Here is a 22,366-nt window from a genome sequence, read left to right on the forward strand (position 1 = left end):
TTAAATATTAATGCTTATTATAGTAATCTAAGTTTCCACCTAATCCGACCTGATTGACCACCTTGCTATTTTTTAATCCCCTGATATGGCTGAGTCCTGATAATTGGGCATCTAAACTATCTATTTTACTGACATTGGATACATCAATCAATGAATTTTCGATGTTTGCATTCAATCGATGGATATTATATCCTTTGAAGCTTAGCTTTGATTCGTCTTTGAGATTCACATTTAACGTGGATACAATTTTTATGGGATCTCTATAATATTCATGAAATGCAATAGTTGAATTTTTCGCTACGGTGAAACTTTCAATGGAGGTCGTTACTGTATCCCTACTGCTGTATTCCACCTGACCATTAAGATTATTTAATAGCAGTGATTTTATTTTTTGTGCAGAGAGGCCAATTACTATCTTCTTAATTTTACTGCCTTGTAAATTCAGGATTAATTGTCTGTTTTTTATTTGATGATCAACCTCCATTAAATAATAGGGTGACATACATTCTACTCGTGCCTTTTCATCATCTTCATTAATTTCCAATAACACCAAATCCTTGTCGCCGTTGCCATTAATCACGATATCATCAATATCATCCAGAGAAATGGGGTCTGCTGTTACATCATGGCTGAAATGGAGCATGAATTTGGATATAGGATCTGTTGTAACCGGATCTGCCTTCAAATCCATGGACGATTGGTTGGGATCAATGCGGATTCTTCCGCTCAATGGAGCTAATAGTATAAAACCTAAGAATAAAATGAACATCGTTAGGAATATATATATGTTGGTCTTTTTCATGATTTCTTAATTATCATTATATAATTGAATTAATTCTTCTCTACTGATGCCTAAAAGTTTTGCCATCTGAAAGAAGTTTGGCGCTTCATGTACAAGGAAATTTGATCGCCTAGCGTGAAGAATTCTATCTTTCGCATCCAAAGAAACAAAGAACCCTAAACCTCTTTTATTATAGATGATTTCATCTTGTTGGAGCTTATCATAAGATCTCATAACCGTATTCGGATTCACTTCGATCAGTGATCCCAATTCGCGTACAGATGGGATCTTATCATCCAATTTCCATTCATCCTTTAGGATTTTTTCCATCACCAAATCAATTATTTGAATATATATGGGTTTTTCATTGGAGAATTTCATCAGTGTACCTCCTTTTCTTTTAATAGGTAGTAAAAACTTATGTATGCGAAGATAGCTGCAATACTACCCAATACATATGGATATGCTTTTACATAAGCTTCATTATTGATGAATTGCGTAAATCCACCTGCCCAAAGATGTTCCATTACCAGACTTGATAAATAAACGTATGCAATGAAAATTAGGATGGATAGTAATCTACTGTATTTACGGAAATAGAGAATACCTACAAGATAAACTGGAAGAAATAGGAAGAAAATAAAGCTATATTTTAATACATCTAAGTTTATATTGGCATTATATAAGATACTGTTCTCTGGGATTTTTGTGTACAGATAACCTAATTTATCATAGCCTTCCTTCGCTAAATCAAGGTAATTGAACTGGAAATAGAACTGGATAATATAATTGCATAGGACAATAAAGATCAAATTAATAAGGAATACTAAGCTACAAAAGATTATAATTCCAAAAAACCTATCTTTCGTACTTAATGGCAAAGTAAATTCAATGGGATTGTAGATGATTTTTTGAAGGATAATAAGATTAAGAATAGGGAATAGAATAGCAAGTATTGGAGAGCTTTCAAAATAAGTACGTTCTGCAAGCTGTACCGCAGTAATATAATTCTTGGCTGTATCAAAACCATTTTTCTCGGATAGTATACTTAGGGTATTGCTGTTGGTCAGGTAAAATATGATGCCAAAGCCAGCAAAAGCAACCAGTAAAATCGAAGTAAAGATGGATTTGTTCCCTTTGAAGATGAGCAAGGCGTAATTTAAAGCTGCTTTCATTTCACTGTAGTTTTTGAAGTATTAATAAATGCATTGAATAAAAATTCAATGTCCATGTTGGAGGTTGCCTCCGTCTTATTGACGATCAGGTATTTATTTCCGATCACCTCTTCAGTTTGAAAGATAATCTCATCTCCAGGAGTGATTTCTGAAGTAATGGCATATTGATCGTTAATGTCGGATAGGCTTTTATCTAAAATTAATTCACCATGATGAAGGATCAAGAGGTGATCGAGCAGCTGATCGATATCTCGGATTTGATGGCTGGCAATGACCACTGTTTTTTCAGGAGTAAGGCTATTGGCCAATAGCCTTCTGAATATAGTTTTGGATGGGATATCTAATCCATTGGTCGGTTCATCCATCAACAGAACGGCCGTATTACAGGCTAATCCAAATGCCAGATGTACTTTTTTACCTTGACCTAAGGAAAGACTGCTTAGGTGACTATTAGGATCAATTTGAAATTCCTGTAAATAGTTTTCAAATTCGGTATAATTAAAATTGCTGTAAAAATTTCCGTACATCCTACCGAAATCATGGACATACAAATAAGGCAGATTGGTCGTGTCTCCCAAATAAAATACCTGGTCGAAGTATTTCCCTGAACGTTCCTTGCTATTTATCCCTCTGAAATTAATATCACCTTCTTTGGGGAGAAGAAGACCTTCCATCAATTTGATCAGGGTGGTTTTCCCTTCTCCGTTCAACCCCAATAATCCGTAGATAGTTCCAGGTTGGAGATTTAAAGAGATATTTTTTATTATTTTTCTTTTTTTGGTATACCCATAGGATACCGAATTGACGGTTAACATAGGCTTATTGTTTTAGTGTATTAGTATGTTAGTACACTACAAATATAAGCTAGGATTTTTAATTTCCAAGAATTATTTAAAAAAAAGCTGTCCTGGAGATTTTCATTCCAGGACAGCTCAAAAAGCCTTTAAGGCTAAATTATCTTATATTTTATCTTCCGCTAGCAGGAGGAGGGGTTTTATCAACCACTAATTTTTTATCGCGGTTAGCGATTTCCCATGCCGTATGGAACACTAATTTCTCGCGTTTTGCCATCATAGGGAAGTTGATTTTATCTACCGTATCGTTCGGCGTATGGTAATCTGGATGTAATCCGGAGAAGTAGAAAATCACTGGAATATTGTGTTTAGCCAAATTGTATTGGTCTGAACGGTAATAGATGCGCATAGGATCCTTTGGATCATCGTACATATAATCCAATTCCATCTGTGTGAAATCCTGGTTTGCTTTCTCATTGATCGCTTTCAATTCGGAGCTCAACATTTCTGATCCGATGGCATGGATATAATTATGGTTTCCTTCCAAATGTTTATTGTCGATACGGCCGATCATGTCCATATTCAAACAGGCTACCGTATTTGCTAATGGGTAAACTGGGTTTTGGGAATAGAAATCGGATCCAAGAAGGCCTTTTTCCTCTGCCGCAAAAGCCATGAACAAGATGGTTCTACGAGGACCTTTACCTGCTTTCTTTGCCGCTGCAAAAGCTTTCGCAACCTCCATCACACCTACCGTTCCAGATCCATTATCATCAGCTCCTGGAAAGAAAGTGCCATCTGGCAATACACCATCATGATCATAGTGACCGGAGATGATCAATACTTCATCCTTAAGGTCTGTTCCTTCGATAACTCCTAACACATTCGGATCGAATAGATCTTCTTTTTTAGAACCCATGCTCGCATTCAAGGATGCTTTCAGGACTGAAGAATTAGGTTTTTTTGTCGAGCTAACAGTTTGCTTGAATTTACTAATCGATGTATTGTTTGCAGCCAATATCTGGTTAGCAGTTGCTTCTGTAATATTTACTACTGGAGCTGCGGTGCTGTTATTTGTAGTTTCTTTATCTGTTGATTTCAACCTGTAACTTCCGCTGGTCATTCTTGATCCAAAACGTTTGATCATTTCCGCTGCTTGAGAGTTAGCGGACAAGATCAAGGCTGGGTTTTGTTTCATGACTTCTTGAAGTCTTTTAGAACGACTGGTCGACCAATCCGATAGGGTGGAAGTTCCAGTGATCAATGAGTTTCCGGAGGCATCCATAGGTTCGCCTTCGTTGATGACCAAAACGACTTTACCAGCTAAATTCTGTCCTGCATAATCACTATATGAAGGCGTATTTATTCCATATCCAACGAATACAATCTCTGAAGCATTGAAGTTTCTGAAAGCATTAGATCCTGTAACATAAAAATCTTTGGCATTGACCAAGGTTTGGTTGTTCAGGTTGAACTGCTCCACCACATATGAAGATTTAACAAGGTTCACAGGCTGATAATAAGAACCATTTACTGCTGGTTTTAAACCCAGTTCCTGGAATACCTTGGCGATGTATTCTACGGTCTTTTTACCACCTTCTTGCCCAGTTCCACGACCGGCAAATTCTTTCGAAGCAAGAATGGTAAGATGTGACTTTGCAGATTCTTCGGTTAAAAGGTCTGCATACTTCTTTTGAAGGGTATGTTGATTGACCGAACAGCTGAACAGCGTAGGGATCAACAAGGATACAAAAAAGAACTTTTTCATATGGTTTTATATTGGTTATGAACAGGAAATCTTATTTACGCGGTTAGCGTGGCGGCCACCTTCAAAGTCAGTGATCACGAATGTACGAACAATACGTTTTGCTAGATCTAGATCGATAAAACGAGCTGGGATACATACAATATTAGCATCGTTATGCTGACGAGCCAATGCGGAGATTTCTTCCAACCAGCAGATTGCTGCACGGATTCCCTGATGTTTGTTGGCCGTAATGGCAACCCCGTTTGCACTTCCACAAATTAAGATACCCAAATCGTTCTCTTTGTTCTCTACACTGCTTGCCACAGGATGAGCAAAATCTGGATAGTCTACTGAATCTGCAGTACTCGGACCAAAATCTTGAACAGTATATCCCAATTCTTCCAAAAATGGAATCAAGGCTGCTTTGTAATCTACACCGGCATGATCACTGCCAATTGCTATTTTTTTAGACATAATCTATAAGTTATGGATTTCTATAATTTATGAATTGTAAAACTCTTTTTCTTCTTGTTCTTTTCGCTTCTTCACATTTGCGGAAACCATAATACTCACCTCATACAGAATGAACATTGGAGCACTCACAGTCAGTAAGGTCAGGATATCTGCCGTAGGCGTAATGATTGCTGCGATAGTTAAAATGATTAAGATCGCATATCGACGGCTTGCACGCATGAATTCTGGAGTCATAATGCCAATCTTTGATAAGATGAATATCAGGATAGGTAATAGGAAGATAATTCCACAACCTAAGGTCAGGGTTGCAATGGTCGATAACCAGTTATCCGTTGTAAAGTTGTTATGGATCTCAGGACTTAGGGTATAGTTTGCTAAGAAGTTGATGGATAGCGGTACAACAATGAAATATCCGAACAATGCACCTAAGAAAAATAATATAGTGGCATAAAATACGAACCCTTGTGCTGATTTTCTTTCAATTTTGGTCAATGCTGGTTTTATAAATAACCAAACTTCAAAGAGAAGATAAGGAAATCCCAAGAACAAAGCAATTAATAAAGATCCGTTAATAGTAAGCATAAATTGGGATCCAACCTCTGTGGAAATTAAATTGAAATTTAAATTCTTAACGCAGAACCCTTCCAGGTTTAGGGCATCGCCCACCTTGCACATCATTTGATACGTCCAGAATTCTGGTTTTTTAGGCCCCATAATGATGGTATCAAATAGTTGTTCGAAATAAGAAAAGGAAATTATCGCAAATATGGAAATAGCAATTACCGATCGGATGATATGCCATCTCAGAACTTCAAGGTGGTCGAAGAAAGACATTTCTGCTTCAATATTCTTTCCTTTATCCTTGATCGCCTGTATAAGTTTGATATTCTTTGACATGTAATTTTTTTACGCGTAATTTAAGTCGTAATAAACAAAAATACCATTCTTCTGCAGAAGAATGGCATCTTTTGTATTTGTAAAGTAAATTTTATACACTTTCCTCATCAGGATACTCCGTAAGATCGAAAGTTTCCATGAATTTGGTGGTAAAATTACCCGCTCTAAAGTTCGGATCATTCATTAAACGCAAGTGTAATGGGATGGTTGTCTTCACACCTTCGATCACGAATTCGCTTAATGCACGAGACATTGTGTTGATTGCTTCCTCACGTGTTTGAGCCACACAGATCAATTTCGCGATCATGGAATCGTAGTTTGGTGGAATCGAATAGCCCGAATAAACATGCGTATCAACACGAACCCCATGTCCTCCTGGAGAATGGAAATTAGTGATCTTTCCTGGTGATGGACGGAAGTTGTTGAACGGATCCTCTGCATTGATACGACATTCGATCGCATGCATGGTTGGCTCATAACTTTTTCCTGAGATAGGAATGCCTGCTGCCACTTTGATCTGTTCTTTGATCAAATCGAAGTTGATCACTTCCTCTGTAACCGGGTGTTCTACCTGGATACGGGTGTTCATCTCCATAAAATAGAAGTTACGGTGTTTGTCAACCAAGAACTCGATGGTTCCTGCACCTTCATATTTTACCGCTTGCGCACCTTTGATGGCCGCTTCACCCATCTTCGCACGAAGCTCAGATGTAATGAATGGGGAAGGAGCTTCTTCAACCAATTTCTGGTGACGTCTTTGGATGGAACAGTCACGCTCTGAAAGGTGACATACTGTTCCATATTGATCTCCGATTACCTGGATTTCAATATGGCGAGGGTCTTCTACAAATTTCTCCAGGTAGATGCCGTCGTTTCCGAATGCAGCACCTGCCTCTTGACGGGCAGAATCCCAAGCAGGTTCAAATTCTTCATCTTTCCAAACAATACGCATACCACGGCCACCACCACCGGCAGTAGCTTTCAAGATGATAGGATATCCGATCTCATTGGCAATTTTGATCCCCGATTTAACATCAGGAACCAAACCATCAGAACCAGGGATAGTAGGAACTCCTGCATTCTTCATGGTTTCTTTGGCTGAAGCCTTATCGCCCATGCGTTCAATCTGTTCCGCAGTTGCACCAATAAACTTGATGCCATATTCTGCACAGATTGCCGAGAATTTCGCGTTCTCCGATAGGAAACCATATCCTGGGTGGATAGCATCTGCATTGGTCAATTCCGCTGCAGCAATAATATTTGGAATATTTAAATAAGAATCTTTACTTGCTGGAGGGCCGATACAAACTGCCTCGTCCGCAAAACGAACGTGCAAGCTGTCGCGATCGGCTGTAGAATATACAGCCACGCTCTGAATCCCCATCTCTTTACAGGTACGGATGATACGAAGCGCAATTTCCCCTCTATTGGCAATTAATATTTTTTTGAACATATTTCTAGCTAGGATCTACTAAGAATAAAGGTTGATCGTATTCAACTGGTTGCGCATCATTTACTAAGATCTTCACAATCTTACCCGATACTTCCGACTCAATTTCGTTGAATAATTTCATCGCTTCAACAATACACAATACTTTTCCAGGAGCGATTTCATCGCCAACATTCACAAAAACAGCTTTGTCTGGACCTGGAGAACGGTAGAATGTACCGATGATAGGAGATTTCACAGTAATGTATTTTGAGCTGTCATCAGCAGCTGGAGCAGCCGGAGCAGCAGCAACAGGTGCAGGAGCAGCAGCAGCAGCTTGTGGTGCTGCAACAGCAGGTGCTGCGGCAGGAACAGTTGCAGTTACATAAGTAGGCTCCTGATTTGTTTTTATTGTAATTTTGAAATCTTTTTCTTCGATTGATACTTCATTCACACCTGATTTTGAAACGAACTTAATCAGATCCTGAATTTGTTTGATATCCATACTCATATGCTAGCAGGTTTTGTTTAATTATTGTAAAAATGATTAGCTATAAAGGTAATAAAATCTATTGTATTAGTATGCCCATTTCAAATAAATAGAGCCCCAGGTAAATCCACCTCCAAAAGCCGCTAATATCAAATTATCACCTTTTTTCAGCTTGTTTTCCCATTCCCAAAGACATAAAGGAATAGTTCCACTGGTTGTATTTCCATATTTTTGGATGTTCACCATCACCTTTTCCTCAGGTAGTCCAGCGCGTTCTGCAGTGGCATCAATAATGCGTTTGTTCGCTTGGTGTGGAACCAACCAGGCCACATCTTCTGAGGTCAAGTTGTTTCTTTCCATCACTTCTGCCGCAACTTCCGCCATATTGGTAACCGCAAATTTAAACACGGTACGACCTTCTTGGTAAGCATAATGTAATCCAGCATCCACTGATTCATGTGAGGCAGGGTACATAGAACCTCCACCTTTGATGTTCAGGTATTGTCCACCAGATCCATCTGTTTTTAAGATAGAATCGATTACCCCATTTCCTTCTTCGTTTGGTTCCAGCAAAACTGCTCCACAACCGTCACCAAAAAGGATACAGGTATTTCTATCTTTATAATTGACTACAGCTGACATTTTATCGCCACCTACAACCAATACTTTTTTGTGTTTGCCCGACTCAATGAACTGAGCCCCGGTAGTTAATCCGAATAAAAATCCAGAACAAGCGGCTTGTAGATCGTATCCCCAAGCGTTTTTGGCGCCGATTTTATCGGCAAGGATATTGGCAGTTGCTGGAAACAACATATCTGGCGTACTTGTACAGAAGATAATCAATTCAATCTCTTCTGCAGAGATTCCTCTTTTTTCCAATAATCCTTTTACTGCTGGAACGGCAAGGTCTGATGTTGCTTTTCCTTCGTCTTTTAAGATTCTTCTTTCGCTGATACCTGTACGTGTAACGATCCACTCGTCGTTGGTATCCACCATGGTTTCCAACTCTTTGTTCGTTAGGATATAATCAGGAACATAACCATTAACAGCTGTAATAGCTGCATGAATTTTTGACATATTTCTTAATTAAAGGCAGATTTGATCCTATCCACAAAGTTGGATGCAATCATATCTCTAGACAATAAAACCATATTCTTAATGGCTTCCGGAGTTGAAATTCCATGGCCAATGATTACAGGTGCATTTACCCCCAAAATCGGGCTGCCCCCATAACGTTCATAGTTAAACCTATCGAAAAATTCATCCTTAAACCCTTTTTTCAGGGTTACCACATAGAAAGACTCTGCCAGTTTCAACACCACATTACCGGTGTAACCATCACAGACAAATACATCTGCATGGTCGCTGAAAAGATCGCGTCCTTCCGCATTTCCGATAAAATTAATGTTGTTGTTTTCTTTAAGAAGAGCGTATGAGGCAATAGTTAGGTTATTTCCTTTTTCTTCCTCTTCCCCAATATTGAGTAGTCCCACTTTCGGAGAAGAAATACCATACACATGTTCGGCATAAAGGCTTCCAAGGATGGCAAATTGGTTTAACATTTCAGGTTTACAGTCGGCATTGGCTCCAACATCCAGTAGGATTCCAAAACCGCTTTTCAACTTCGGAACATTGGTTGCAATGGCAGGTCGCAGTACTCCTGGTACAGTCTTGACGCTGAACATCGATCCGACCAACATAGCTCCTGTGTTACCTGCCGAAGAGAACGAGTCGATCTCTCCGTTTTTAAGAAGTTCAAATCCCTTTGCAATGGAGGAATTTGGCTTTTGTGTGATCGCTTTAGTAGGGTGTTCATGCATACTAATCCCTTCAGGTGCATGAACGTAGTCAAATTTGGAGGGGTCAGAACCGGCCGCTTCAATCGCTTTTCTGCATGCCTCTTCATCTCCGAACAGGACAATTCGCTGTGATTCTTCCAATACTTTCTGCGCATCAATTGCGCCTTTAATGTTCGAATCAGGTGCGAAATCTCCCCCCAACACGTCTAATCCAATCTTCATTCGTTATTATTTATAATATTCAATAATACGCAAAAAACATCCCAAGTGAAAGTGAATAATATAAAAATATTACACTTTTTTGGGATGTTTACTTAGAAAGATGTCTTTAGACAGCAGCAGTAGTCTCAACGATTAATTTACCGTTATAGTATAAATTACCGTCTACTGTATAAGCGTGGTGTGGTCTGTGAACCGCGCCAGTTTCTTTACAAACTGTCAACCCTGGAGCTTCTGCTTTATAATGCGTTCTTCTCTTGTCTCTTCTAGATTTAGAAATTTTACGTTTTGGATGTGCCATTTCGTATTTTAATTTTAGTTATTTTTAATTTTTTTCAATGCTTCCCAACGTGGGTCAATGTTTTCATTGTCGCCACCTGATGAATCATCCTCGTTATTTTCGTTTTCGATCCTGCTCAACATTTCTGGGTCGCAGGAAACGCCAATACCTTGTTCCGAACATTTCGTGTATGGTGGAACCGCGACATTGATATATTCATATAACAACGGCGCAATATCCAATTCGTAATCACTTTTGGAAAGCATGATCACCTCTTCGGTATCATCGTTCCAATCTTCTTCACTGAATTTGACCAATGCACGTTCCTTGATGTGAACAGGGGAGTCGAATGTGGATAAGCAAACATCACAAGTCAGTTCAATACTTCCTTGGATATCAAAATTTGCAATCAACATATTCTCCTGCTTCTGCAAGTCGACCACTACTTTCAGGTCGCCTTTTTTCACTAGGGAATGTTCGTAACATTCAAAGAACTTCTCATCAATTTCAAAGTCAAAGCTGTGTTTACCTGTCGAAAGTCCTGAAAAAGGTATTCTATACTGTTTTAGATACTTCACAATCTTGCATTTGAGCCTGCAAAAGTAACGATTAATTAAACATAAATGAAATTTATTTTAAAAAATCCTACAGGCTATTCGTAATAATTTTTACCAAGTTCAATTTTTGGACGATCGTTGGCCATACGCCATTTGTTAGTGTCCCGCAAAGAATAAGCACAACCGCAATATTCCTGCATATAGAAACGCTCTCTTTTGCTGATTTCCAGCATTCTTTCCGAGCCGCCTTTCTTACGCCAGTTGAAGGTCCAGTAATCCATATCCGGATACCTGGAAGCCGCTCTCACACCGCAATCATTGATCTGGTCCATGTTTTTCCAACGGGAGATACCCAAGGAAGAAGAGATGACGTCAAAGCCATGGTTTGCCGCATATTCTGCCGTTTTTTCAAAACGCATGTCAAAGCACATGGTGCAACGAATGCCTTTTTCAGGTTCATTTTCCATCCCTTTGGCCAGTTCAAACCAATGGTCCACATCATAATCTGCATCTATGAATGGAATGTTGTGTTTTTCTGCAAAGCGGATGTTCTCCTCTTTCCGAAGATCATATTCTTTTCTTGGGTGGATGTTCGGATTATAGAAATAGATAGTGAAGTCTATTTTCGAATCAATCAATGCTTCCATTACCTCGCCAGAACAAGGTGCACAGCAGGAGTGAAGCAATAATTTCTTGCCTTCATTCGGAAGCGTTAGCTTCTCCCTTACAAATTCTTTCTTCTCCATGTGACAAAACTATTCTGCAATAGTACAAAAAACCAAGTATTTAATCAAATTAACACTTCTTCACATGCGCCAAGGATTGCTGAAAGGGATATTTTTATACATTTGTAATATAATAGGTTCCCGATGAAACAAAGATTACTTTACGCTTTATTTATTCTGTTAGGTTTTGGATTGATTACTTCCTGTGAAATGGATGATGATGAACCCGCTAAAAGTACGTCCATTTCTAGGTTGTATATTTCCTATTCCAATTGGAACCCGAATGTACAAGGGACACCGATCAATAACATGGCGATTGTTTCCAATGCCGATTCTACCAATTTCGGAGATGCGAGGACAACGTCCTTTTACCTTACCCCATCATCAGGTGGGTCTACCATTTATTTCCACCCGGCCGCGAGAACGGTATTCCATGCGTCCTTGAATATTTCTGCTGTGGACACCATTATCCATACCGCGACCATTGGAGAGACCGGTGCACCAGCAAATAATCGGAAAATAATGAGCAAATTGCTGATGAAGCCAAGAGGGTTGGTTTTCCATCCTCATTTGGATCGATTATATACTGTTCAGGTGAATGAAGGAAGTTCCTATGTGTATGTTTTTGATAGACCACGTGGGATAAACCAGGTCGTGATTCCTTCTCAGACCATCGAGCTAGCCGGTCAGTTGAATGCCTGGGATGCCACCATAGTGAATTCAAAATTAATCCTTAGCCGTACAGGAAAGGATGGTGGATTGGACATTTTTGATAATCTTGTTCCACGTAGAGAACCATTGATCCCGAATCTAAGCCCTTCCAAAAGCTTGAAAATTGTTGGTACTTCCAATATTCAGGGGATTTCGATCGATACGGTCAACAACATGATGGCAGTAGCCGATTATCCGGATAACAATTCGGTAGCTGGAGCAGGTAGGATCTTGATATTTGATAATTTTACTTCCTTGCTGGAGGGTTCAGAGACAATTACTCCTTCCAGAATCATCACTGGAGCAAATACAAAATTAGTTAGACCATCGGATGTGGACCTGGACTTCAGAAAGGATAGTAAATATTTTTATGTGGCAGATCCGGGCTCTTCTTTAGTGTATCGATTTCTGAAATCAGCGGATGGGGATGTAGCACCTGAATCCCAATTTTCTAGAGCAGGATTGAATCCAGTGAGTTTATCCCTCGACGCTCGAAATTAATTGCAGCATCAATTCCACTTCTAGTTTTTTCTCGGCATTGTCCACATGGTCATATGCAGCAATCAGGTTGCGAAGCACTCTGCGGATAATCGCTAGGTTATCACAGGGCAATGTGTATTCATCCGATAAGGGGAGATTCAGCTGCCTAAGAAAAGCAAATATATCCTCCTCCCGCATAATCTGACCGCGATTGAACACATTGATATAGAAGAGCACCTTATCCTGATTATCTCCATCTGCATAGGCCAGAACAAAATGCTTCGGTAGATTTACCCCAAAAATAGGGATATCCAATTTTTGTGCTACCAAGGCATAGATACAGGCAAGGCTGATCGGATTCCCCTTTTTGCTCTCCAGGACTTTATGAATAAAGGAATTCTGTGGATCGTGGTAATTGGTTGTATTTCCTGATAGGCCAAATTCCCTAAAAATGATATTGTTCAATAATTTCACCTTTTCTACCGGGCTCATATCGTACATCAGATGATACCATGCATTCCGGCGTAATTCGGCCAATTGCACATACACCTGTTCATCGTTCAGATTTGGATATTGGTACCTGTTGATGATCAACAATCCTTCAAGAAGATCTTCTGCATTATTTAATTTCCAGAGCTGTAGGTCGTTCTTGACCTGATCAAATTGAATCTTATGAACGATGTTTTCGATTCTGCTCTGTGAGAGGGGATCAAATGAGGATTCCCAAGAGCTTTCCAAGAGCGGAATAACTTCAGGACCACAGGTGATAAGTTTGTGTTCGATTTCTCGGAAAATATCCGTGTCCGGATCGTCCAAGAGATAAATTAGTGCCTTTATTTCTTTTTCGTTCACATTGAAAATTACGAAAATAAAGGCACAACTCAAAAATTATTTCAGCTGCCCATCCAACATATGGATAATTCTTTTGCCATATTCGGCATTCTTTTCGGAGTGGGTAACCTGGATGATGGTGACACCATCATCATTTAATTGTTTAAATAATTCCATGATCTCTTCCCCTTGTTTGGAGTTTAGATTTCCGGTTGGTTCATCCGCCAGCAATAGTTTGGGTGATCCTGCTAATGCCCGAGCTATTCCTACGATCTGTTGTTGGCCCCCAGATAATTGGGCCGGGAATAGGTCTTTTTTACCTACGATATTGAACCGATCCAGGAGATCGCTGACGATACTTTTTCGTTCAGAAGAGGAGATGTTTTTGTAGATCAATGGCGTTTCGATGTTTTCATAGACTGTTAGTTCATCGATCAGGTGATAGGATTGGAAAACATAACCCATATGGGACTGGAACAGTTGGGTCCGTTTCTTCGGTTTCATGGTTAAAACATCTTCATCCATGAAGAAGTATTTTCCTTCATTAGGTTCATCCAACATCCCGATGACATTGAGTAAGGTGGATTTTCCAGAACCTGATGGCCCCATGATGGAAACGAAATCACCTTCTTGGATGGTGAGGTTGATGTCCTTTAGGATGAAGGATTTGGTGCCTGCTACACTGTACCATTTGAAAATATGTTCTAATCTTATCATGTTTAAATTTAAAATTTTAATGTTAATTTTTTGTATTTTGGTTTTTGTTCCTCTCGTTGAGTATTGCGACTTTTTCGTTATTGCCACTCTCGCGTCATTGGTACTTTCGCGTCATTGCGAGGTACGAAGCAATCTAACTAACGCTGTCATCCTGAGCATCGTCGAAGGATCTGTACGGTTGGTGGTAAACGTTCAGATGCTTCAACTTCGCTCAGCATGACAAAAGCGAAAGATTGCTTCGACGTGCCTCCTCGCAATGACGAACCCCTTGCAAGATCCCGACTCCTCGCAATGACGAGCCCGCTCGCAAGATCTCAACCCCACTAAACCTCTCAAACCCTTCCAATACACACTACACAACGCCACACCCTTCCAATACCACCTACAAATCCCTCAAAGTCTTCACTGGGTTTTGCAACCCAGCCTTTATCGTCTGTAAATTCACCGTAACTAAAGTAACCACAAAAACCAATAAAGCCGCCAAGCCGAAAAACCACCACGAAATCTCTATCCTATAGGCAAAATCCTCCAGCCATTTATTCGATAAATACCAAGCTATCGGACTTGCAATCAAAACCGCCAAAAATATAATCAGCACATAATCCCTATTAAACAAGTTGGAAATACTCATAATTGACGCCCCAAGCACCTTCCTTATCCCAATCTCTTTAGTCCGCTGTTCTACACTTTGCAATATTAAACCAGAAACACCCAAAGCAGAAATAAAAAGCGCCATTCCTGCAAACAACAAAAACAACTGGGCCTGTTTACTTTCCTTCACATATGTTTTTTCATACAGCTTATCCACCCAATTATAGTTTAAATACCTTCCAGGATAGAACTGATCCATCACTTTCTGTACCCCTTCCATGGCCAACCTTTCCTGCCCAGGTTTTACCTTGAGCAATATCCCTGCATAGGAAGTTAATTGATGTGCACTAATTACCGTAAATCCTATTTTCTTATGGAAAGACTCACTATGAAAATCTTTTACTATCCCAACAGGTATAACCTTCAGGTCACGATATATCTGCCCCAATTCAGTAATATTTAACTTTTTAGCTGTACTTTCAGTTAACAATACCTTCTTAATTCCATCATTTTCATCCCCTTCCACAGCATCTGGGTCTGCTATTTCCACATAGTCCGACTCATTTAAAAACCTACCTTTCAAAAGCTCCATATTCAAAAGCTTACCCAGATCCACATCGCCAGTAATATAGTTTACCTGAATTTTATGCTCCGCATTGTCTGGGTCTGAGATGAATTTTGAAAAATTTCCTGACCCGTTACTTGGTGTCCAGCCAGATACACTAACTGTTTCTATGCCAGGTAAATTTGCCAATTCGTTCTTTACAGCAGCACTTTTCTCTCCAACTCCAAAATGTTCAACCCCCAATACACGGTCCACATTGATTCCCAAAGATTTTTCCTGAACCAATTTCAGTTGAGATTTGATCGTAATCAAGCCAATGATCACGATCAATGAAATGGAAAATTGAGTAATGATCAATGATTTCTTGACCCATACATCAATCACCTGCGATTTACTGATTTTATTTCGTAAGGCCTCTGCGGTATTCACCCTAGAGATGATAAACGCGGGATATATGCCGACAAGCACACTCAGCAACAAAATAGTGGGAAAGTACAGGGCAAGCATAGGAATTAATTGGGTTCTAACATAAGCTAATTCATATCCTAAGAATTTTTGCAACAGCGGGAGGGAAAGGAAATAGAACATCAGCGAAATACATGCAGCGATGAAAAACAGCATAATAGTTTCTTTTAAAAGATTGGCTATCAAGCTGCTTCGCTTTGCCCCTAATATTTTATGTAGGTTGATCTGTTTGACCCTTTTTAAGGTTTTTGCAGCAAAAATATTGATATAATTGATGCAGGAAATCAAAAGTACCAGCGCTGCAACAGCCATCAATATTTGGCTTGCTTTTTTATTCCCACTGATGTTCGTCCCATCGATAGGTTCCATATACATCGCGGTGATTGGCTGAAGTCTGAACGATGTTTTGTAAGCCATTTCCGGTCCAAGGAAATTAGCATACCACTGGCTTGCTTTCTTCGCCAGAGCATCTGCATCGGTACCCACTTTTAATTTCAAAATCTGTTGACTAAAAAAGCCCCATCCTTCCCGATTTAATGGGATTTTAGGCTTCCCTGTCAGGTAGATAAATTCGGTTCGGAAAACCGAATTATAAGGCATATTATCTATAACACCAAGGATCACATATTCCGATTTTTTGTCGGAATAGGAATCAGCAGATAAAATGGTTTTTCCAATGACATTTTCCCCTTTAAAATAGCGTTCCTTAAAAGATTTGCTGATCAACAGATTCTTCTTGCCTGCAACTAGGTTTTTGGCACTTCCTTCAAGAATATGCACATCCAGTAGATCAAATACATTGTTCTCCGCCTCCAAACCTTCAATTTTTATTGCAGGTTCTGCCTCGCCCTGTAAATTGAGATAGATCTGCCCTTGACGCATGTGTGAGGCAGCCTCAATCTCCGGAAAAGATTTTTCCAGCTCGGTACCGAGATTTACATAAGCAGTACCATTTTCATTTTCTACACCTGCGGTAGAATCGATCGTGACAATACGGTATAATTGGGAGGAATTTGTCCAAGATTTATCATAGGATTGTTCCTCAAAATAAACACTGGAAATCAGCAAACAGATCAAGAAACCAAGAGACAGACCTAGGATATTGATCCAAGTAAAAGTCCCGTTCTTTAAAATATTACGAAATATCAGTCTATTCATCGCGCAAACTATCTACAGGATTTGCTCTTGCGGCACGTAAGGTTTGCCAAGCAATCGTACTCCAAGCTATAAAAACGGTTATTAAAGCGGCCAATGCAAACATCCACCATTGGATGCCGATTCTGAAGGCATACATTTCCAAGTATTTGTTCATCATCCATAAAGCTATCGGTGCTGCAATCAGAAAGGCTATCCCTACCAGTTTAATAAAATCTTTGGATAATAATAAAATCAAACTGGCGATCGAGGAACCCAATACTTTCCGGATGCCGATTTCTTTTACTCGTCGATTGATGGTCAATAAAGCCAAGGCAAATAAGCCCATGCAGGAGATAACAATAGCGATACCAGTTCCTACCATCACAATGCCAGAGAAGCGACGATCATCCTTATACATATTCTGGGTGTTTTCATCCAGATAGGAAATAGCAACTGTTGCTTTAGGGTTCACTGTTTTCCAAATTTTTTCTACGTTGGCCAGGGTTTCCGATAAATTCTGTGTCTCTACCCGTACAAAAATATAATCTACTGAAAATACACTTGGATTGATAGATAAGGTTAGAGATTCTACTTTTTTGCGTAGATCCTGAAAATTAAAATCATCAATTACACCGATCACCAAGGATTTTCCATTCAAATTAATCTGTGTTCCTAAAACTTTATCGATTCCACCCAGCTGTTCTGCCATTTTCTTATTGAGGATGACCGAATTGGTATCCGTGGCAAAACTTCTGTCAAAATCTCTTCCGGCCAATAGCTTGATATCCAGTGTTTTTAGGTAATCGTAATCTATACGCATATAATTGGTCGTGATCTCCCGGTTGTCTTGGTTGAAACCAAACACACTTCTTCTGGAAGTACCATCATTTCCCAAACCCATATTCACGTCCGATCCACTGACAGCTTTCACCCATGATTCTTTTTCTAAGGCTACCCGCATTCTGTTCAAGGCATCTTCATGGTCAATTCCACTTCCAATAGGGATACTGATCACTTCGGATTTATTATAACCCAATGGCCGATTACTGATGTAGTTCAATTGTGAACTGATCACTATGGTCGAAACGATCAATAAAATAGCTATTACAAATTGCAAAACGGTTAAGGTGTTTCTGATTCTAGAAGATTTTACCGAAGACCCGCCTTTTAAGGAATGGATGATATTGGAATTGGCTATTTTCCATGCCGGGTAACCACCAGCAATCAAGGTAATAACTAAGAAAATACCAAGAAATATCAAGAGGTTGGTGGGCGAAAATATATCCAGGATAGTCAAACGGTAATTCATGCTGGCATTATATTCTGGCAATAGTGCCCAAGCAAGCAGGCCGCCGAACACTAGAGCAATAATGCACAATAGAAAAGCCTCGGTCCATAACTGAACCACTAAGTGTTTAATAGTTCCTCCCAATGTTTTTCGGGTTCCGATTTCCTTGCTTCGCAATAAGGAATTGGCAAGGGATAGATTGATGAAATTCGAACAGGCAATGAAAACGATCAAGCCGGCAATGGTTAACAGGATCCAAGGAAAGGATGCTGAAGGCCCATTGGCAATCCCTAAATTGCTCAGATGAAAATCCGCAACCGGTATGATCTGCAATGAAAAATATTGCCCATCTTTGTCGGCTGTTGCACCATCCCTTTTCAGGTTTTCAATATTGCTCTTGTAATATTGCTGGGTCAATGATCTGATTTCCTTTGCGAATTTCTGTTCATTGATTTTTCCATCCTTTAGCTTAACTATCACTTCGTGATTGACATTATCCCATCGATCCTTATCGTCCTGGTAATTGGGCTTTTGCTCAAAGCGAATCAAACTAGTAAATTTTAAACTGGAATTATTCGGGGGAGTTTCAACGATGGCTGATATTGTTTTTGGAATCCAAGTGCCTTGGATGTATACTTCTACCTGTTTTCCTGTGGCATCCAAGCTTCCAAATAGTCTTTCGGCCATGGATTCATCAATGACGATATTGCCAAGGTCGTTCAAAGCCTTTTGGTCTCCTTTGATGATGGGAAAACTGAGGATGGAAAGAAACTCTTCATCCACAAACTTATTGGAGGATTCAATTTCCTTGCTACCATTTCGGATGACCACATTGCCATTAGCAATCCGGGTCACCGCTTCGATATTCGGAAGTTCTTTTTTGAGCAATGGACCTAATGGAGCCGGCATGGAGGTGTTGTATTCCACCCCGCGTTCGGGTTGGCTTTTACTATATAATAATCCGATGCGATCAACATCCTTGTGGAAGGAATCGTAGGAAAGCTCAAACCTGGCCGTTAAGAAAAGGATAATGGCCGATCCCAAAGCAATCGCTAAACCCAAGATGTGGATTATGCTTAGTGATTTGGTTTTTAGGATACTCCTCCAAGCAGTTTTTATGTTCAACATTGTTGTAGTATTTAGTATATAGTAATTAGTATTTAGTATATAGTATTTAGTATTAAGACAATTGCCTTGCCAGTTGGGTATGTTGTTGATTATTAGATTGTTGGCTGTTTTTTTTGGGGTTGATATTGTTCGATAATGAACAGTGTTTGTACGTATTTGAACGGTTTGATGATTGTATTTTCCCCGTCATTGCGAGGAGGTGCTTTCTGCGTCATTGCGAGGAGGTACGACGAAGCAATCTTTCGATTAGTGTAAAGATTGCTTCGTTCCTCGCAATGACGCGGGAAGATTGCTTCGTTCCTCGCAATGACGCAGCCCTCACATTACCCTCCCAATGGCATTGCCTCGCCCCCCGCGCCTGCCTACTCATCCCTCAAACTATCCACCGGATTCGCCCTTGCTGCCAAATACGTTTTGGATAATAAAATAACCGTTGCTACCAACAACAAACCCATTGCTGATACCGGAAAAATCCACCAGCTGAAAGCTGTTCGATAATTGAAATCCTCCAACCATTTATTACCAAAATACCATGCTATTGGGAATGCCAGTAAACATGCAATAGCCACCAGACTCAATAAACCCTTCAATAGCATCATAAGGATCTGCGAGATGGAAGCACCCAAAACCTTTCTAATACCGATCTCTTTCGTACGTTGGTTTGCTGTAAACAATCCCAATCCAAAAAGACCCAAACCAGCGATAACAATAGACAACGTAACTGCCCAGGTCAATAATTTCGATAATTGCATTTCCTTTGTATATAACCCTTGGATCGTTTCATCAACAAATTTAAATTCGAATAGATCCGTAGGGAAAACAGCATTAAATTCTTTAGCAATCTTATCCGTTGTCCCTTTCCAAGTTTCAGGATGATCTTTATTCAATTTAATATGCATTACATACCCATCCCGATCCCCAGCAAATAGAATAGCTCGGTTTTCAACCCGAGCATTGGTGATGTCGAAATCCTTCATGACCCCAACAATCATCATACTTTTTTTATTCAAGGTTAATCCCAAAGCCTCCTGAGGAGATTCCAACTTCAACTTTTGCAATGCTTTTTCATTGATCAAGATCTCCTGCAGGGAATCCCGCATGATCACATTCCGGCCAGCAACCAATGGGATTCCATAAACATGAAGGTATTGGTCATCCCCACTTCTAAAATCCATATCAATGGACTCTTCCGTACTGGAATTGTCCAGCATAATACTGGTTTTCATTTCCCCATTCAAAATAGGCGCTTGATTACCAAAACTGATACTTTGGATCTCAGGAATAGATCCCAACCTTGTTTTCAATATATTTCCTTTTGCGGAATTCTGATAATTCCCAGGAATTGTTAATGTCAGGACGGCCTCTTTTTGAAAGCCCAGATCCTTATTGGAAATATAGGTCGTTTGTTTAACCACCAGGAATACCGCAATCAGAAACACCTGTGCCAATGCAAATTGAAAAACAGTCATTACCTTTCTCACCCAGGTACTACGTGAAAGATTACTGTTCTGGTTTACTTGATTTTTGAGGGCAAGGATAGGAGAGTAGCCTGTTAAGACCCAAGCCGGATAAAAACCTGCCAAAAGGGTTACTAGCAATAATTGTCCAACCAAAAAAGCGATTGCCAATGGGCTTGCCAAAGCGGACAAGGATAAACCTGGGGGAATAAATCCTTCAAATGCTTTCAGCAGGATTGGTGTGAAAAGAAGGGACAATAAGGTGGCGGTCAAAGCTATTAAAAAGGTTTCTGTTAGGAATTGTCTGGTCAATCTGGCCTTTGAACTTCCAAGTGTTTTACGAATACCTATCTCTTTGGCTCTCTCTGTAGATTGGGCAGTTGTCAAGTTGATGAAATTGATGATTCCCAAGGCCAATAAGAAGATAGCCAAAATGATCATGTTTCTTAGTGTGCCAGCTTTGGTCGCATTATAATTGAAATCACTGTTGAAATGTACATCCGATAAGGGTTGTAATTTGAAATCATCAACAAAGTTTTCCTCAAGGTTTTTATTTTTCCTATTGATGGCAATGATGGTTTTTTCAAAAGTTTCTGCGTCCACACCTGGTTTTAATTTTATCAATGCATTGGTATTATCATTGTAATTGTTCCAGGAATCATAAGCAAAAATCTTGTTGAGAGATGGGTAGCTTGGAATAGTAGCGGTTGATAAAAATGACTGGAACTTAAATTCTGAGTTTTCGGTCATTTCTTTAACCACACCGGTTACTTGTAGATTGATCGAATCTAGAAACACGATCGTTTTTCCAAGCACTGCATCGGGGGTTTCTTTTGGAAAGAACCTTTCCAGGTTGCGTTCCGTCAGTACAATGCTATTGGGTTTATTTAGGTCCTTAACATTTCCTGCCAACCAGGTATGTGGATAGAGTTCGAAGTATTTTTCATTAACAAAGGCTATTTTATTGTCCTTGAAAAATACTTTCTCTTCGCTGTTTGAAGTGGCAGGGATTTTTATTTTTTCCAAGAATGATTTGAAGATAGGCGCTATGAACTCCTTATTGGAAGCTTCTTGGTCGATGGTTTCAATTAGGGGGGCTACTAGACCTGAAATCTTAAATGTTCCATCGGTGACAATGCGGTACACTCTTTCTTTATCTGGAACATGCTTATCAAAACTATAATCGTATTGCACAAAGAGAAAGATAACCAATGTGGCGCTGATACCTATCGCCAAACTGAGGACATTGATAAAGGTCATCAATTTGTTCTTTTTTATGGTTCTTATGGCTGAAGTAAGCATAATGAAGTTTTTATTAGTTAATTTTTTATTTTTTTATTCTCGCTATAACGTCATTGCGAGGAGACTATCTCGTCATTGCGAGGAGACTATCTCGTCATTGCGAGGAGGTACGACGAAGCAATCTTTCGCCATGTCATGGTGAGCGTAGTCGAACCATCTGTTCGTATACTTAACAGTGTACAGATCCTTCGACTACGCTCAGGATGACATGCGGGAAGATTGCTTCGTTCCTCGCAATGACGCAGGTCTCCCAATGACGCAGGTCTCCCAATGACGCAGCCCTCCCAATGACGCTGGTCTCCCAATGACGCTGCCCTCCCAGTGGCA

The 22,366-nt window shown here is 39.8% G+C and carries 20 protein-coding genes; 1 reads left to right on the plus strand and 19 read right to left on the minus strand.

All coding sequences use genetic code 11. The features are described 5' to 3' along the window. Window positions 1-7: 7 nt before the first annotated feature. From E3D81_RS09110 to E3D81_RS09175, 14 genes are all read right to left on the minus strand, one after another. Window positions 8-802 (minus strand): hypothetical protein, encoded by a 795-nt coding sequence (locus E3D81_RS09110; RefSeq protein ID WP_134777214.1) that lies wholly within the window; start codon window positions 800-802, stop codon window positions 8-10. A 6-nt stretch (window positions 803-808) separates the two neighbouring features. Next, window positions 809-1,162 carry a GntR family transcriptional regulator gene (locus tag E3D81_RS09115; RefSeq protein WP_134777215.1) on the minus strand — a complete coding sequence of 118 codons (354 nt, stop codon included), beginning with the start codon at window positions 1,160-1,162 and terminating at the stop codon, window positions 809-811. Continuing rightward, window positions 1,162-1,956, minus strand: a complete 795-nt coding sequence (locus E3D81_RS09120; protein ID WP_134777216.1) for a hypothetical protein — start codon at window positions 1,954-1,956, stop codon at window positions 1,162-1,164. The genes E3D81_RS09115 and E3D81_RS09120 overlap by 1 nt, the downstream gene beginning before the upstream one ends. Continuing rightward, window positions 1,953-2,771 (minus strand): ABC transporter ATP-binding protein, encoded by an 819-nt coding sequence (locus E3D81_RS09125; RefSeq protein WP_134777217.1) that lies wholly within the window; start codon window positions 2,769-2,771, stop codon window positions 1,953-1,955. The genes E3D81_RS09120 and E3D81_RS09125 overlap by 4 nt, the downstream gene beginning before the upstream one ends. Window positions 2,772-2,922: 151 nt before the next feature. Further along, a complete protein-coding gene (locus E3D81_RS09130; protein WP_134777218.1) occupies window positions 2,923-4,518 on the minus strand; it encodes a M28 family peptidase in 1,596 nt (531 codons plus the stop codon). Window positions 4,519-4,533: 15 nt separating this feature from the next. After that, on the minus strand, window positions 4,534-4,971 hold the full coding sequence (gene rpiB, locus E3D81_RS09135; RefSeq protein WP_134777219.1) for a ribose 5-phosphate isomerase B: 438 nt from the start codon (window positions 4,969-4,971) through the stop codon (window positions 4,534-4,536). Window positions 4,972-4,998: 27 nt separating this feature from the next. Beyond that, complete coding sequence (gene tatC, locus E3D81_RS09140; RefSeq protein WP_099365908.1) at window positions 4,999-5,868, minus strand: twin-arginine translocase subunit TatC; 870 nt, start codon at window positions 5,866-5,868, stop codon at window positions 4,999-5,001. Window positions 5,869-5,959: 91 nt separating this feature from the next. After that, the gene (gene accC, locus E3D81_RS09145; RefSeq protein ID WP_099365907.1) at window positions 5,960-7,321 is read right to left on the minus strand and encodes an acetyl-CoA carboxylase biotin carboxylase subunit; all 1,362 of its coding nucleotides are present in this window, start codon (window positions 7,319-7,321) and stop codon (window positions 5,960-5,962) included. A 4-nt stretch (window positions 7,322-7,325) separates the two neighbouring features. Further along, the gene (gene accB / locus E3D81_RS09150; protein ID WP_134777220.1) at window positions 7,326-7,808 is read right to left on the minus strand and encodes an acetyl-CoA carboxylase biotin carboxyl carrier protein; all 483 of its coding nucleotides are present in this window, start codon (window positions 7,806-7,808) and stop codon (window positions 7,326-7,328) included. A gap of 66 nt (window positions 7,809-7,874) precedes the next feature. After that, the gene (locus E3D81_RS09155) at window positions 7,875-8,864 is read right to left on the minus strand and encodes a beta-ketoacyl-ACP synthase III (protein WP_099365905.1); all 990 of its coding nucleotides are present in this window, start codon (window positions 8,862-8,864) and stop codon (window positions 7,875-7,877) included. Window positions 8,865-8,869: 5 nt separating this feature from the next. Beyond that, complete coding sequence (gene plsX, locus E3D81_RS09160; RefSeq protein ID WP_099365904.1) at window positions 8,870-9,808, minus strand: phosphate acyltransferase PlsX; 939 nt, start codon at window positions 9,806-9,808, stop codon at window positions 8,870-8,872. A 106-nt stretch (window positions 9,809-9,914) separates the two neighbouring features. After that, on the minus strand, window positions 9,915-10,106 hold the full coding sequence (rpmF, locus tag E3D81_RS09165; protein WP_099365903.1) for a 50S ribosomal protein L32: 192 nt from the start codon (window positions 10,104-10,106) through the stop codon (window positions 9,915-9,917). Between the two features lie 14 nt (window positions 10,107-10,120). Further along, entirely contained in the window at window positions 10,121-10,663 is a 543-nt protein-coding gene (locus E3D81_RS09170) for a YceD family protein (protein ID WP_099365902.1), read from the minus strand. Between the two features lie 74 nt (window positions 10,664-10,737). Beyond that, a complete protein-coding gene (locus E3D81_RS09175) occupies window positions 10,738-11,388 on the minus strand; it encodes an epoxyqueuosine reductase QueH (protein ID WP_134777221.1) in 651 nt (216 codons plus the stop codon). Window positions 11,389-11,511: 123 nt separating this feature from the next. Between E3D81_RS09175 and E3D81_RS09180 the strand changes: the two genes are divergently transcribed. Then, entirely contained in the window at window positions 11,512-12,579 is a 1,068-nt protein-coding gene (locus E3D81_RS09180) for a hypothetical protein (RefSeq protein WP_134777222.1), read from the plus strand. Here the strand turns inward: E3D81_RS09180 and E3D81_RS09185 are convergent. From E3D81_RS09185 to E3D81_RS09205, 5 genes are all read right to left on the minus strand, one after another. Then, entirely contained in the window at window positions 12,556-13,410 is an 855-nt protein-coding gene (locus E3D81_RS09185; protein ID WP_099365899.1) for a transglutaminase-like domain-containing protein, read from the minus strand. The genes E3D81_RS09180 and E3D81_RS09185 overlap by 24 nt on opposite strands. 36 nt (window positions 13,411-13,446) lie before the next feature. Beyond that, complete coding sequence (locus E3D81_RS09190; protein ID WP_134777223.1) at window positions 13,447-14,106, minus strand: ABC transporter ATP-binding protein; 660 nt, start codon at window positions 14,104-14,106, stop codon at window positions 13,447-13,449. Window positions 14,107-14,488: 382 nt separating this feature from the next. Further along, on the minus strand, window positions 14,489-16,885 hold the full coding sequence (locus tag E3D81_RS09195; RefSeq protein ID WP_134777224.1) for an FtsX-like permease family protein: 2,397 nt from the start codon (window positions 16,883-16,885) through the stop codon (window positions 14,489-14,491). Next, a complete protein-coding gene (locus tag E3D81_RS09200; RefSeq protein ID WP_134777225.1) occupies window positions 16,878-19,280 on the minus strand; it encodes an ABC transporter permease in 2,403 nt (800 codons plus the stop codon). The genes E3D81_RS09195 and E3D81_RS09200 overlap by 8 nt, the downstream gene beginning before the upstream one ends. A gap of 362 nt (window positions 19,281-19,642) precedes the next feature. Beyond that, window positions 19,643-22,039 carry an FtsX-like permease family protein gene (locus E3D81_RS09205; RefSeq protein ID WP_134777226.1) on the minus strand — a complete coding sequence of 799 codons (2,397 nt, stop codon included), beginning with the start codon at window positions 22,037-22,039 and terminating at the stop codon, window positions 19,643-19,645. Between the last annotated feature and the right edge of the window lie 327 nt (window positions 22,040-22,366).

Origin of the sequence: Sphingobacterium sp. CZ-2, from assembly GCF_004526235.1 — a bacterium.
GTDB lineage: Bacteria > Bacteroidota > Bacteroidia > Sphingobacteriales > Sphingobacteriaceae > Sphingobacterium > Sphingobacterium tenebrionis.